The 11855-nt window shown below is 55.7% G+C and carries 14 protein-coding genes; 5 read left to right on the top strand and 9 right to left on the bottom strand.

Features of this window, described 5'->3' with window-relative positions; all coding sequences use genetic code 11:
• Nucleotides 1–29: 29 nt before the first annotated feature.
• On the bottom strand, nt 30–338 hold the full coding sequence (locus tag ACLM7Z_RS03940) for an AzlD domain-containing protein (RefSeq protein ID WP_087016947.1): 309 nt from the start codon (nt 336–338) through the stop codon (nt 30–32).
• A complete protein-coding gene (locus tag ACLM7Z_RS03935) occupies nt 328–1053 on the bottom strand; it encodes an AzlC family ABC transporter permease (RefSeq protein ID WP_087016945.1) in 726 nt (241 codons plus the stop codon). Before ACLM7Z_RS03935 ends, ACLM7Z_RS03940 begins: the two co-directional genes overlap by 11 nt.
• Nucleotides 1054–1207: 154 nt before the next feature.
• On the opposite strand from ACLM7Z_RS03935, the gene ACLM7Z_RS03930 reads away from it, so the two are divergent.
• Complete coding sequence (locus ACLM7Z_RS03930; protein ID WP_087016943.1) at nt 1208–2536, top strand: MATE family efflux transporter; 1329 nt, start codon at nt 1208–1210, stop codon at nt 2534–2536.
• 79 nt (nt 2537–2615) lie between these two features.
• Here the strand turns inward: ACLM7Z_RS03930 and ACLM7Z_RS03925 are convergent, their stop codons facing one another.
• Complete coding sequence (locus ACLM7Z_RS03925; protein WP_273349617.1) at nt 2616–3773, bottom strand: MBL fold metallo-hydrolase; 1158 nt, start codon at nt 3771–3773, stop codon at nt 2616–2618.
• A gap of 134 nt (nt 3774–3907) precedes the next feature.
• Entirely contained in the window at nt 3908–4393 is a 486-nt protein-coding gene (locus tag ACLM7Z_RS03920) for a helix-turn-helix domain-containing protein (protein ID WP_087016939.1), read from the bottom strand.
• A 223-nt stretch (nt 4394–4616) separates the two neighbouring features.
• Here ACLM7Z_RS03920 and ACLM7Z_RS03915 point away from each other — a divergent pair, with 223 nt between their 5' ends.
• The 4 genes from ACLM7Z_RS03915 (at nt 4617) to ACLM7Z_RS03900 (ending at nt 6550) form a co-directional block, all read left to right on the top strand.
• Entirely contained in the window at nt 4617–5501 is an 885-nt protein-coding gene (locus ACLM7Z_RS03915) for a ComEC/Rec2 family competence protein (RefSeq protein ID WP_087016937.1), read from the top strand.
• Nucleotides 5498–5713, top strand: a complete 216-nt coding sequence (locus tag ACLM7Z_RS03910; RefSeq protein ID WP_087016935.1) for a DUF3006 family protein — start codon at nt 5498–5500, stop codon at nt 5711–5713. Before ACLM7Z_RS03915 ends, ACLM7Z_RS03910 begins: the two co-directional genes overlap by 4 nt.
• A gap of 166 nt (nt 5714–5879) precedes the next feature.
• Nucleotides 5880–6083, top strand: a complete 204-nt coding sequence (locus ACLM7Z_RS03905; RefSeq protein ID WP_087016933.1) for a helix-turn-helix transcriptional regulator — start codon at nt 5880–5882, stop codon at nt 6081–6083.
• Nucleotides 6080–6550: a DUF6773 family protein gene (locus ACLM7Z_RS03900; protein WP_242969754.1), complete on the top strand. Its 471-nt coding sequence runs from the start codon at nt 6080–6082 to the stop codon at nt 6548–6550. The genes ACLM7Z_RS03905 and ACLM7Z_RS03900 overlap by 4 nt, the downstream gene beginning before the upstream one ends.
• 253 nt (nt 6551–6803) lie before the next feature.
• On the opposite strand, the gene ACLM7Z_RS03895 is transcribed toward ACLM7Z_RS03900, so the two are convergent.
• The 5 genes from ACLM7Z_RS03895 to ACLM7Z_RS03875 all read right to left on the bottom strand — a co-directional run bounded on the left by ACLM7Z_RS03895 (nt 6804) and on the right by ACLM7Z_RS03875 (nt 11686).
• Nucleotides 6804–7517 (bottom strand): hypothetical protein, encoded by a 714-nt coding sequence (locus ACLM7Z_RS03895; RefSeq protein WP_087016932.1) that lies wholly within the window; start codon nt 7515–7517, stop codon nt 6804–6806.
• Entirely contained in the window at nt 7514–8290 is a 777-nt protein-coding gene (locus ACLM7Z_RS03890; protein WP_087016930.1) for a hypothetical protein, read from the bottom strand. The genes ACLM7Z_RS03895 and ACLM7Z_RS03890 overlap by 4 nt, the downstream gene beginning before the upstream one ends.
• 20 nt (nt 8291–8310) lie before the next feature.
• The gene (locus ACLM7Z_RS03885; protein ID WP_087016929.1) at nt 8311–9339 is read right to left on the bottom strand and encodes a hypothetical protein; all 1029 of its coding nucleotides are present in this window, start codon (nt 9337–9339) and stop codon (nt 8311–8313) included.
• Between the two features lie 18 nt (nt 9340–9357).
• Complete coding sequence (locus tag ACLM7Z_RS03880) at nt 9358–10404, bottom strand: YARHG domain-containing protein (RefSeq protein ID WP_087016927.1); 1047 nt, start codon at nt 10402–10404, stop codon at nt 9358–9360.
• 247 nt (nt 10405–10651) lie between these two features.
• Complete coding sequence (locus tag ACLM7Z_RS03875) at nt 10652–11686, bottom strand: sugar ABC transporter substrate-binding protein (RefSeq protein ID WP_435645607.1); 1035 nt, start codon at nt 11684–11686, stop codon at nt 10652–10654.
• Nucleotides 11687–11855: the final 169 nt, after the last annotated feature.

Raw genomic sequence — 11855 nt, 5'->3', positions numbered from 1 at the left:
TTATACAGTTCGTATTCAAAAACTCCCTGTCAGCACAGGAACAGCTCCAACACGAATACCACTGCACAGGCAGTGACGGCGACCTGAAACAGGCTGCCGCCGCACCAGGCGAGCACAATGCCGACGAGCAATGCTGCCGCACCTGACCACACACTGCCCGTCGCATCGAGAATGGCGGGGAAGGTCATGACCGCGAGTGTGACATACGGCACGTAATATAAAAACGAACGGATGGTTTTGTTTTTGATTTCCTTTCGGATGAGCGTCAGCGGCAGCACTCGGATGAGATAGGTCACGCCTGCCATGACGGCGATGTACAGATAGGGATTATGCTGCATGGGTTTCCTCCTCCTCATGAATCGGGAACAGGACAGCGGCAATGCCTGCAATGACGACGGTGAGAATAATGGTGCGCATGCCGGAGGAAATACCGGACAGCATCGGCAGCTTGGCCATGGCAAAGCTCGCCGCCATCGAAACGGCAACCAGTCCCGCAATGACACGATTCTGTCGTGCGGGCGGGATGATAATGGCCAGAAACATGCCATATAAACCGACGCCGAGCGCACTGACAACATTGGCAGGCAGAATGTTGCCGACGACAATGCCCAGCACAGTGCCGAGCGTCCAGCCCGGGATAGAAAGCGCCATCATGCCGTAATGATAAAATGGATTGAGCCTGTCCGGTACACAGCTTGACACACCGAACATTTCGTCCGTAATACCCCAGCCGATGAGCAGGCGGTGGAAAAGCGGCAGATCGGGATCGAGCTTCTGGCTGAGCGAGCAGGACATCAACAGATAACGCGCATTGATGACGAGCATCATAACTGCCATTTCGACATAGGTCGCACCGGCGGCAATGACGTTGAAGCCTGCAAACTGTCCGGCACTGGCGAGCGTTGTCGCACTGGCAAGTGCACCCTGTATGGCGTTGAGCCCGGCATTTTTTGCGGCAATGCCCAGCGTAAAGGAGACTGCAAAATAACCCAGTGCAATCGGCACGCCATTTTTCATGCCGCGACGGAACCATGCGGCATTTTCATTGTTCATTCAAAATTCCTCCGATTTGTGTCATCTTCCCGTCTATTGTACCGTGAACCGGCGCTTCCGTCAAATGCTTTGATGCCCGTCTTGACAAGGGTGACAGTGGGCGCTATAGTAGAGAGACTTACCCAAAAGAATCAGAAGGAAAAAAGGAGGATGTATGAATTCGTTTGAGCGCCCGATTACACCGGGCTTTGTGCTGCGGTTTACATTGCCGGGCATGCTGATGATGTTATTCAATTCGTTTTATACCATGGTAGACGGCGGGTTTGTGTCCAATTTTGTCAGTACAGATGCACTTTCCGCCATCAATATTGTTTTCCCGCTCATCAATTTTGTACTTGCAGTGGGTATTATGCTGGCTTCCGGCGGCAGTGCGGTCACAGCGCGGCAGATGGGGGAAAAGGAACCGGAGCTGGCGCGCCAGAGCTTTTCTCTGCTGGTTGCCTTTTCTGCCGGACTGGGAATTGTGATTGCCATACTGTCGATTGTATTTGTCGATCCGATTGTGTGGGCACTCGGCTCGACCGATGCACTGTATGGCTATTGCCGCGATTATCTGGTTTTTATGAGCCTGTTCACACCGTGCTGTATGCTGCAAATCCTGTTTCAGTTCTTTTTCACGACGGCAGGCAGGCCACATCTCGGTCTGGCCTCGACACTGCTCGGCGGCATTGCCAATATGGTGCTCGACTATGTGCTGATTGTCCCGCTGCATATGGGCATCCGCGGTGCGGCGATTGCCACCGGCATCGGGCAGGCAATTCCAACTGTCATCGGGCTGGTGTACTTTTTCAGCCGGCACAATGATCTGTTGTATTTTGTGCGTCCGGTGATGCGCGGCTGGGTGCTGGGGCGCGCCTGTCTCAACGGCTCATCCGAAATGGTGTCCAATCTCGCCGTTGCCGTTACAACCTATCTGTTCAATATTATCATGCTGTCCTATCTCGGCGAGGACGGCGTTGCGGCAATTACAATTGTTCTGTATGCACAGTTTTTCTTCACCGCGATTTTCTTCGGCTATACCTCCGGCGTCGCGCCGCTCATCAGTTTTCATTTCGGTGCGCACAACCAGAACCGGCTGAAACAACTGGTACGGCTCAGCCTGTTGTTTGTTGTCGTGTGTTCGCTGCTGGCGTATGGCGGATCGGTCGTGCTGTCGCAGACGGTTGTCGGCATGTTCGCGCAGCGCGGGACAGCAGTGTTTTCCATCGCGTCGGACGGCATGGAGCTGTTTGCCATCGGTTTTCTGTTCATGGGATTCAATATTTTTGCGTCCGGACTGTTTACAGCGCTGTCCAACGGCATGGTTTCCGCGGTTTTGTCTTTTCTGCGCACATTTGTGTTTCTTATCGCGGCCATTGAACTGCTGCCAAAGCTGTGCGGCGTATCCGGCGTATGGCTTGCGATCCCGGCGGCAGAGCTGCTTGCGCTGGTGGTGGCGCTCTTCTGCATTCTCCGGTACCGGAAACAGTATCAATACCTGTAACATGGCTGTATTGCAAAAGCAAAGGCTGGCAGAGTTGCTCTGCCAGCCTGTTTTTCTATGCTGTTTGAAATTTGAGAGCTTACAGCAGGGCGTCTGCCATGGCATCCAGCTGTGCCTCGTTTTCCGCGGTGAGGGCGGACTTGATGGTAACGGTGTCCAGCCAGGTGAGGTTCTTGCTGTTCTCAAGCAGACCGGTCATAACCTTTGCCGCCATCGGTGCCCACGAACCGTTTTCGATGATGCCAACCGTGCGGTTCTGATAGTTGCGCTCGGTCAGGTGCTCGATAAAGGTGCGCATGAACGGGAAGACCTCGCCGTTGTATGTCGTGCTCGCGAGTACCAGCTTGCCGTAACGGAACGCATCCTCGACAGCCTCGGCCATATCGGAGCGCGCCAGATCGGTCAGGACAACCTTCGGGCAGCCCTTTGCGGTGAGCTTGTCCGCCAGCAGCTTGGCAGCCTTTCTGGTGTTGCCGTAAACAGAGGTATACGCGATCATGACGCCCTCGGACTCGACGCCATAGGACGACCAGATGTCGTACAGATTGATGTAATACCCGAGATCCTCGGTCAGGATCGGGCCATGCAGCGGGCAGATTTTTGCGATATCCAGTGCAGCGGCCTTCTTGAGCAACGCCTGAACCGGTGCGCCATATTTGCCGACAATGCCGATGTAATAGCGGCGAGCTTCGCATGCCCAGCTCTCCTCGACATCCAGTGCGCCGAACTTGCCGAAGCCGTCCGCGGAGAACAGAACCTTGTCCTGTGCGTCATAGGTCACCATGACTTCCGGCCAGTGAACCATCGGTGCGAAGACAAAGGTCAGTGTGCGGTTGCCCAGCGACAGCGTGCCGTTGTTTGCGACAACCTCACGGTTCGGTGCGACATCTGCGCCGAAGAACTGCTGCATCATCGTGAAGGTCTTTGCGTTGCCGACGACGATGGCATCCGGATAAACCTTCAGAAATTCTGCGATGCTCGAAGAGTGATCCGGTTCCATATGCTGGATAATCAGATAATCCGGCTTTTTGCCATTGAGAGCGGCGGCGATATTGTCCAGCCACTCCTGTACGAAGCGGATGTCGACCGTGTCCATAACGGCGTTTTTTTCGTCCAGAATAACATAGGAATTGTATGCCATGCCGTTCGGAACAACATACTGTCCCTCAAACAGATCGATTTCATGGTCATTGACACCGACATACAGGATGGAATCGGTTACTTTGCTGAAGCCCATTGCATTTCCTCCATTTCATGTGCGAGTCTGTGCGGCGGAACAGACTCGGAATCATTCTCATTTCAACTGCTTTTATTGTACCTGTTCTGTAGGTTTTTGTCAATGACAGCACGCTTGCCATATGGCAGCAAGGATTATTTTCTGTTTTGCCGATTTGGCAGGATAAGCAGGAAGATTCCCGTCAGCAGGCAGACAGCAGCGACCGCGATAACCGCTATGACCGGGAAATGCCAGAGGTATTCCGTCACATCGGTATACCAGGAGCCGGTTTGCATGTCGATACTCCGCATCCAGACGGCTGCGAACCCTGCGAGGATCAGACACACCACGCCCGCGAGGACGAGCACAGCGCCCACAATCAGCCGGGTTCGTTTTCCACTGGTTGCTTCCACAGGCTGTGGAAAACTGCGCGCATTCCGGAACGGTTCACCGGTCAGCAATTCGTCGATGGAAACATCGAACAGCCGGCTGATCTGAATGACATTGTCAATATCCGGCTTTGCCGCATCCAGTTCCCATTTGGAAACCGCCTGCCGCGATACGCCGAGCTGTTCCGCCAGCTGCTGCTGGGACAGGCCGTTCTGTCGGCGCAGCGTTTGAAGATTTTGTCCGAATGTCATGGGGAATCCCTCCTTTGCTGCCCTGATTGTATCATATCCGGCGGGGGCAATCTACCGTTTCCACCTGTCAAATGCGCAACCGGGCGTTGCGCACGCGTTCTGCGGTTACAAATGTGCCTGAAATCATACACTTTCTGTAAAAGAGTGAAATTTTTTGTGAAGTTTGTTTGCATCCATGATTGCATACTGGTATACTTAAAATAACAGTATGGGAGGATAAGATATGAAAAAGAGATCCAATCTGACGCTGGTGCTTGCCGTCTTCCTGATCGCGGCAATTATGCTCAGCAAGCAGTTTCTGCCATCTGCTGCGCCGGACACCGTTGCGGACACAGGGACAGAAACCACCATTCATTTTATTGACGTCGGACAGGGCGATGCATCGCTGATTGTCAGCGGTGACAGTGCCGTGCTGATTGACGGCGGCAAACAGTCCGCCGGGGATGCGGTTGTCGATTACCTGAGCCGCCATGGAATTGCGGATCTGGACGCAGTGATTGCCACTCATCCGCATGAAGACCATATCGGCGGCCTGGTGGATGTTTTCGAGGCATTTGATGTCAAATCGGTGTATCTGTCGGATGAAGCGATGGACACGCGCATTTATGAAAAGCTGCTCGATGCCATCGATGAAGAAGGCATTGAGCCGGAATTTCCGGATATCGGCGATACCATTCCGCTGGGCGAATCCGGCGGTGTATTCACGGTGCTTGCACCCGGGCCGAACAGCCGGGATACCTATGGAAATGACCCGAATACCTGGTCGCTTGTCCTGCGGCTGGATGCAAGCGGGTGCAGCGCCCTGTTTACGGGTGATACGACGACGCGCGTCGAACAGGATATGATAAAAAATACTCTCTCTCTGCTCGACTGCAATGTGCTCAAGGTTGCACATCACGGCTCGCGCACTGCTTCCAGTGCAGAATTTCTCGAAGCAGTTTCCCCGGAATTTGCAGTCATTTCCTATGAAAAGGGCAATTCCTACGGCTTGCCGGATGAGGAAGTGTTTGAACGGCTGGAGCCCATCGGAACGGAAATTTTTGAAACCGCAAAACACGGTTCGGTCGTGTTGACCATGGCAAATGGTGAGGTGGGTGTTGCATCATGAGGGGAACGGTTGACCGGATTGAAAACGGCATTGCCGTTGTGGAAACGGATGACGGCATGCAGGAATTTGCCGCTGTCGACGGCCTGTGCGACGGTGATGTCGTCGAGATTGCGGATGGCGTGATTGTGGCGATTGACCGCGCGGAAGCAGAGGCGCGCCGCGCGCGCATGCAGGCGCGGCTCGACCGTATGCTGAAAAAGAAAAAAACGTGATTTTAAATTGACACACCGACGAGTGTGTCAATTTTATTTTATAATTTGTAAAATATAATTGACATATCGTCGTATATATTGTATGATACAGATACGGAAGACAGAAAGCATACAGCGAAGGAGGGACTGCCATGAACGATGCAGCAAGCCGTTGGCGGGGTGCGCCATGAAGAACCGGAATATGAAACTGGCCCGTGTGGAAAAGGACCTGTCGCAGGAGGCGCTGGCGAAGCGCGTCGGCGTGACGCGGCAGACAATCAGCATGATTGAAGCGGGCAAATTCAACCCATCCCTGCGCCTGTGCCTGGATATCTGCCACGCGCTGGGAAAAACACTGGATGATCTGTTCTGGGAGGAGGATTCGCAATGAAACGCATGAAAAACAATCTGGATGAACGGCAGGAGCAGGAGCTGCTGCACATAGAACATATCGGCGTGTGGTTCTGCTTCTGGGCACTGCTGGCGGCGCTGGTGATCCAGTCGCTGATGGGCGCGCCGTGGTCGCAGATCGCAGGCGAATGGATGATCTTTATGGTGCTGGCGCTCGGCATGGCAGTTGCATGCATCCGCCGCGGCATTTGGGATCGCTATCTGAAGCCGGATCTCAAAACCAATGTGGCTGCGAGCGCTGTCGGCGGTCTGGCGATTGCTGTCTTTGTGTTCGGCATGATATTGCGCAACACCGGCGGGGAATTTTGGGGCGTCAGCATTGTGCTGGCAGTCGGTACCGGGCTGTTCACCTTTGCGCTGTGCCTTGTCGCGCTGACGGTCTCCGCGCGGCTGACAAAAAAGCGACAGCAGAATCTGGAAAACATGGACTGTGACGACGACGAATAGACCCGATATGATAGAATAGGGCGTATCTGAAAAGTCGAAAATTTTGACTATGCTGCAAGTACAGACTGCTTCTTCGTGAAAAACACTTGAAATCCGAAGGGATTCCGGCGAACTTTTGCCTTGAACCAGTCTCGCCCTTTGCGAAATATTCGTCATTTTGTTGGTTTTCAGATAGCGCCTGAAAAAAATGTACCGACTTCAAAAAGTTAGATCAAAAAATCTAACGATTGGAGGTCGGTACATTTTTCTATCGTCACGTGTCTGTCATCGCGCTGCGCATGCGGTCGGCGAATACATACCAGTCGGAGGTTTCGTCCACTGCGCCGAGCTTATATTTTTCCTCTCCGCGCACGACGCGCCAGGTTTTGGTGATGCGCGGCGGGACAATGCGAATTTCATCCGCAGGCATGCTGTCAGCGGGCTCCGGTTCTCTGGCGGGCGGCTGCGGCAGCAGGATGGTATGTTCCTCCGCCGATTTGGACGGCTCAAGCGCATACCAGTGAATGCCGTCGTCGGCGTACACAGCCGGGTCGAGATGGGTAAAGCCGACGGAATGCGGATGCATCTGCCGGGCCGTGTCGCGTGCGAGCTGCCGCGCACCGTGTGACAGCGACGGGTCATGCCGTTCCAGCCAGACATCTGCCGTGTCTGCACGTTCCGCGTGGAACAGCAGCTTGCCGGACGGCGGGGCGAGCAGTGTGCCAGGCAGAGAGGGCAGATAGGCCCATACCCACGGCTCCTGTGCCTTCTGGAAGGCATAGCCGCACACTGTCCATGTGCCGGTTTTCTCCGGCGCAAAGCGCACGAGCAGGGAACAGGTGGACATACAGAGAAAGGCGATATCTCCCGCGCCGCCATAATGCCGCGCGCGGTCGAGCAGACAGCACAGCCCTTCGTGCTCCTCCAGAGTGAGCAGACGGTGTTTGTCTGCGGGGTCAAGTGCAAACGGGAAACCGGTCAGCGTCATGGGTTGCCTCCTTTGTCCGGTGCATACTGCCAGCCGTGTTTGTCCAGCTCGGCTTCCAGTGCGGCGGCAGCGGCTTCCAGTGCGGAAAAGCTCCAGCCGTCTGCCTCGCGCGCAATGTCCGCGCTGCAGGCAATGGGATACGGCATATTGCCGCGGCTGACCGCTTCCAGCCGGGCGGCTTTTGTTTTGCGGTCGAGCGTCAGGCGGATGTCACAGCGGCGCGGTTCCTGCGGATGCCAGCGTGTGCGTCCCTGTGTGGGGGGCTGTTCGGAGAAATGCAGTCCGTCCGCATCAAAGGTGAACGAAACCGGTGCATCTGCGGCAAAAATGGCGCGCTGCATCGCTTTTGTATGCGGATTTTTCGGGCTGTATTGTGCACAGGCATCCATCAGCCGCGCGGGCGGCAGCGGGACGGTCTTGCCGTCCCGGACAATCAGGGCATAGATGGAAGAGGCAGACCAGAAACCGGGGACAAGGTGCGGCAGGCACAGCCAGAACGGGCGCACATCTGCCGCGGGGCAGTACAGCCCTTCGAGCGACAGGATGGGGCGCGCATACAGATCACGGGTGCCGCTGTCAACCGCGCGCACCAGCACGGCATCGGTGTCGCTGAGGAAAAAATGTACCGTGCCGTCTGCCTGTCCGCGCTGCATGTCGGCGAGGCGCTGCTGTAAAAACGCGCCGACGGCATCGGATTTTTGCGGCGGGAGCGGAACCAGATAGCGGTAATCCGCTTCGGGCGTGCGGCTGAATAAAAAGAGTTCCGGTTTCATGGTGTCACCTCCTTTGTCTGTCAGACTTCGATGATCTGCGATCCGCAGAGCGGGTCGAGAATGGAATGCAGGTTGCCGGCATACTGGCGATACAGGGAAATCTGTTCATTTTCCTGTCCGGCAAGGCGCTGTAAAATATGCCGCCACTGGAAACCGGAGACAAAGCCGGGCTTGCGCTCTACTTGTTCCGGGATCTCTTCGCTGTCATCATAGCCGAGGCGCACACGGTTTTCCAGCTCATTCATGACGCCGTATAAAATCGCAAGATCGAAGCCATAGGGCTGCGGCGGTGCGGTCATTTCGGAGTGATAGATGCCGCCTTCGTCGCGCCAGGAGTTGGAATTGCCGTCGCCGCAGGTCGAAGTGGGGACAACGGCGATTTTCCAGCCCGGCTGGTTGATGCAGAAACGCACGGTCGGGTCGAAGACCTGTAATGCGCGGTTGACCAGACCGTGGAAATGGTTGTCCTTGAGCTCCTGCGGGATTAAACCGGAATCGCATTTGGTCAGCAGGAGCAGGACGGTGCGCGGCTTGCTGACAAAGGCGGTGTCGCGCTCCGTGCTCAGGATTTCAAAAATTGTGTTGATTTCCAGTGCAATTTTCTGGCGGGCGGGCTCTACGCCGCCTTCTTCCGACAGGATATTCGCATCTGCAAACAGCAGCAGCACATCGGTATCCATAATGCGGTGCAGCAGACGGCTGGATTCCTCCGAGCCTTTGCCCAGCATGGTTTTGAGCACGCCGCCCGGATAGTCGATCAGCGGCATATCCAGCAGCGGATAGGTGGGTACATCCGGGCGGAAATGTCCGCCGAATGCAAACGGGAATTCCGTGGTAATCATGGTACCGGTGCTGACAAAGCCCTGATTGATGTCCGCATAACGGTTGATGATGCCGGAATTGCGGATGCGCTCCTCCGGCGTCGCGCCGCAGGCGGTGAGATAATAGCTGTCACGGCGGCGCACCTTGAGCAGCTCCATGATTGCGCCATAGGCATTGCTCTTGCCGCTGCCGCTGACGCCGACGGCGGTCACAATAATCTTACTCATATGATTTTAACCCCTTTGTTATGACCTGAGTCTGCTGCGGCAGGAAATCAGGAAGTCCAGGTTTGTGTTTTCTGTGTCATTGAATTCCGCGCGGACTTCATCCTGTGATTTGTCCGGGTCGGGCTTGTACCAGCTTTGTTCGGCGAAATAGGCCGCATCGACCGAGTTGGACAGATCGTAGCCGTGGCGGGCATACATTTCATTGATGGCGCGCTGGATTTGTGCAGCGTCCATGCCTGCTACATCGCTGTCAGTCAGTATGCGGCGGTGGGACGGCAAAATATAATTGCCGCCGAACAGGCCGGAAAACCAGTCACTGACACCGCCTGCCCAGCTGCTGATGGTATCACCGATGCCGCCGGAGGAGGTTTCTTCCTGTGTGTCAGGTTCCGTGGTCTGCGTGCTGTCAGCCGGCGTGGCAGTTGCCGGCTCATCTTCCAGGTTTGTAGCTTCCGGCTCCGTGTTCGTGTCCGACGGGTGGTTTGCTTCACCGGACAGCAGCTGCGGCAGCTCGACCGGTTTGACATCGAGATAGGACATACCGTTCGGATGTACCGTCAGCCCGACACCGGCGAGCAGCGTGCCGATGCTGCGGTTTGCCGCATTGACATAGGACAGCGCGGACAGCGGGCCGAGCAGGATGACCGCTACAAGGGCAGCCGCAATCAGGCGTTTCGGCAGCAGCAGCTTTTGATGCTGGCGCACAGTGAACAGCAGGGAGCCGTCCTCTGCGCGGTAGGTGCGCACGCCCTCCAGCCAGCCGCCGGGCAGGCGTTCCAGCTTGCCGTATTTGGTTTTGTCGAATGCACCGCCGATGCGCCCATAGGCGCCGGGTGCGATGGTGACGAGGTATTCCTTCCGGTCAATGGGTGCGGCAGAGGCTTTTTTCCCCTTGCGGATGAACGTCAGATACAGGCACAACAGCAGCACAACTGCGGCGGTCGGGACGGGGAATGATCCGACCAGAACGCCCAGAATGCTGAGTTTCGTGCCCAGCCAGATGAGCGCCTCAAATACCACCAGTGCGAGCAGAATGCCGCGCACAACTTGAAAAAATTGCTTCATAGAAATAAGTACCCCCTGCCCGTCCCAATACGTCTGTGCAGGGGACAGGGCAAACAGAAAATGGAGTGGAGCGGCGCGCCGACAGTCGGCGCGCCGCGACAAACTGCGACAGTTTACGCTTCTCACTATACGGAAAAAAATCCTGTGTGTCAATAGCAGACGGGAACAAGACAGGCACAAAAAACGCCCAAACAGGCTGGTTTTGCCCGTTTGAGCGCATATTCACAGAAAATTTACCGGATTGTTATCATTTTGTCTTTTTGTGGCGCAGGCGGCGGTTGACCTCGTCCATATGCTCCTGTGCATTGCCCTGTGTAATCAGCTCCACATCGGTGTGAATGGTTTCCGGCACTTCCTCGCCCTGATACAGCCTGACGGCAGTGCGGACGCATTCCCGTCCAATTTCATAGGCATCCTGTGCGAATACCGCGTCGATTTCTCCCACGCGAACCAGCTCGGAAACTTCCTGCATGCCGTCGAACGAGACAATATGAATGCTGTCACTGCGTCCGGCCTGTGCAATGGCGCGCTGTGCGCCGACCGCCATGCTGTCCGAGGTGGTGCACACCAGATGAAGTGTTTGCTGTGTCTCGAGCAGTTCCGCCATGGCTTGCTCTGCTTCTTTCTCAGAGGAGTTGCAGATCTTCGTATCCAGTACCTGTACGCCGCCGTCATGCAGTGCGTCTTCCAGTCCGTATTCGCGCAGGGTGTGTGCCTTGTCCTCTGCCTGCCCGCGCAGGATGACGGCGCAGGCACCTTCATCGACCAGTCCGGCCGCATATTGTCCCTGCTGATAGGCGGCGTTGTAATTGTCCGTGCCGATATAGCAGGCGCAGCCGTCGTAGTCCAGTGCGGTGTCGACGGACAGAATGATTTTGCCGTTTTTTTCGGCGCGCGCAAGCCCGTCTGCCAGCGCAGACTCATCAATCGGCGCAATGGCGATGACGTCTACTGCCATGTTCGCCATGGTCAGCAGCATATCCGCCTGATCGTCTGTGTCATCCTCGTCATCGGGGGAAAAGACCATCACTTCGACACCGAGCGCATCCGCCTCATCCTCCGCACCTGCCTTGATGAGATCGAAATACGGATTGTCCAGCGACTTGAGCAGGATTCCGATATACGGCATATCCAGTACAGACGGCTGAGTCGCGGCACCGGAACCGGTGTCGGTGGGGTCTTCCGTGTGGTCGCGTTTTGCGGAGCCGCCCCCGCATGCACAGCACAGCAGCGAGCACAGGGTCAGCAGCCCGACCAGACAAAATTTGCGTATGTTTTTCATGCGGATGCCCTCCTTTCGCGCGTGTAGGGTAAATCATTATATCATTTCTGCCTATCTGTCGGCAACTGCATTTGTGTACAAAAAAAGAATCCGGTTTTGTACCGGGCTCCCCCTCCGGGAGGGTGGCGGATTCGATGCTTTGCCGGGAAAACGGAAGGAGCTTTTGTTC

This window comes from Butyricicoccus porcorum (assembly GCF_051246315.1).
Taxonomy (GTDB): Bacteria; Bacillota; Clostridia; order Oscillospirales; family Butyricicoccaceae; genus Butyricicoccus_A; species Butyricicoccus_A porcorum.
The sequence above is the reverse complement of the archived record's forward strand: the minus strand, read 5'-3'. Positions and strand labels throughout refer to the sequence as shown.

Bases quoted from the DNA above. Each gene is read 5' to 3' on its own strand.
- ACLM7Z_RS03940 (WP_087016947.1), bottom strand. From the start codon at position 338: ATGCAGCATAATCCCTATCTGTACATCGCCGTCATGGCAGGCGTGACC.
- ACLM7Z_RS03935 (WP_087016945.1), bottom strand. From the start codon at position 1,053: ATGAACAATGAAAATGCCGCATGGTTCCGTCGCGGCATGAAAAATGGC.
- ACLM7Z_RS03930 (WP_087016943.1), top strand. From the start codon at position 1,208: ATGAATTCGTTTGAGCGCCCGATTACACCGGGCTTTGTGCTGCGGTTT.
- ACLM7Z_RS03925 (WP_273349617.1), bottom strand. From the start codon at position 3,773: ATGGGCTTCAGCAAAGTAACCGATTCCATCCTGTATGTCGGTGTCAAT.
- ACLM7Z_RS03920 (WP_087016939.1), bottom strand. From the start codon at position 4,393: ATGACATTCGGACAAAATCTTCAAACGCTGCGCCGACAGAACGGCCTG.
- ACLM7Z_RS03915 (WP_087016937.1), top strand. From the start codon at position 4,617: ATGAAAAAGAGATCCAATCTGACGCTGGTGCTTGCCGTCTTCCTGATC.
- ACLM7Z_RS03910 (WP_087016935.1), top strand. From the start codon at position 5,498: ATGAGGGGAACGGTTGACCGGATTGAAAACGGCATTGCCGTTGTGGAA.
- ACLM7Z_RS03905 (WP_087016933.1), top strand. From the start codon at position 5,880: ATGAAGAACCGGAATATGAAACTGGCCCGTGTGGAAAAGGACCTGTCG.
- ACLM7Z_RS03900 (WP_242969754.1), top strand. From the start codon at position 6,080: ATGAAACGCATGAAAAACAATCTGGATGAACGGCAGGAGCAGGAGCTG.
- ACLM7Z_RS03895 (WP_087016932.1), bottom strand. From the start codon at position 7,517: ATGACGCTGACCGGTTTCCCGTTTGCACTTGACCCCGCAGACAAACAC.
- ACLM7Z_RS03890 (WP_087016930.1), bottom strand. From the start codon at position 8,290: ATGAAACCGGAACTCTTTTTATTCAGCCGCACGCCCGAAGCGGATTAC.
- ACLM7Z_RS03885 (WP_087016929.1), bottom strand. From the start codon at position 9,339: ATGAGTAAGATTATTGTGACCGCCGTCGGCGTCAGCGGCAGCGGCAAG.
- ACLM7Z_RS03880 (WP_087016927.1), bottom strand. From the start codon at position 10,404: ATGAAGCAATTTTTTCAAGTTGTGCGCGGCATTCTGCTCGCACTGGTG.
- ACLM7Z_RS03875 (WP_435645607.1), bottom strand. From the start codon at position 11,686: ATGAAAAACATACGCAAATTTTGTCTGGTCGGGCTGCTGACCCTGTGC.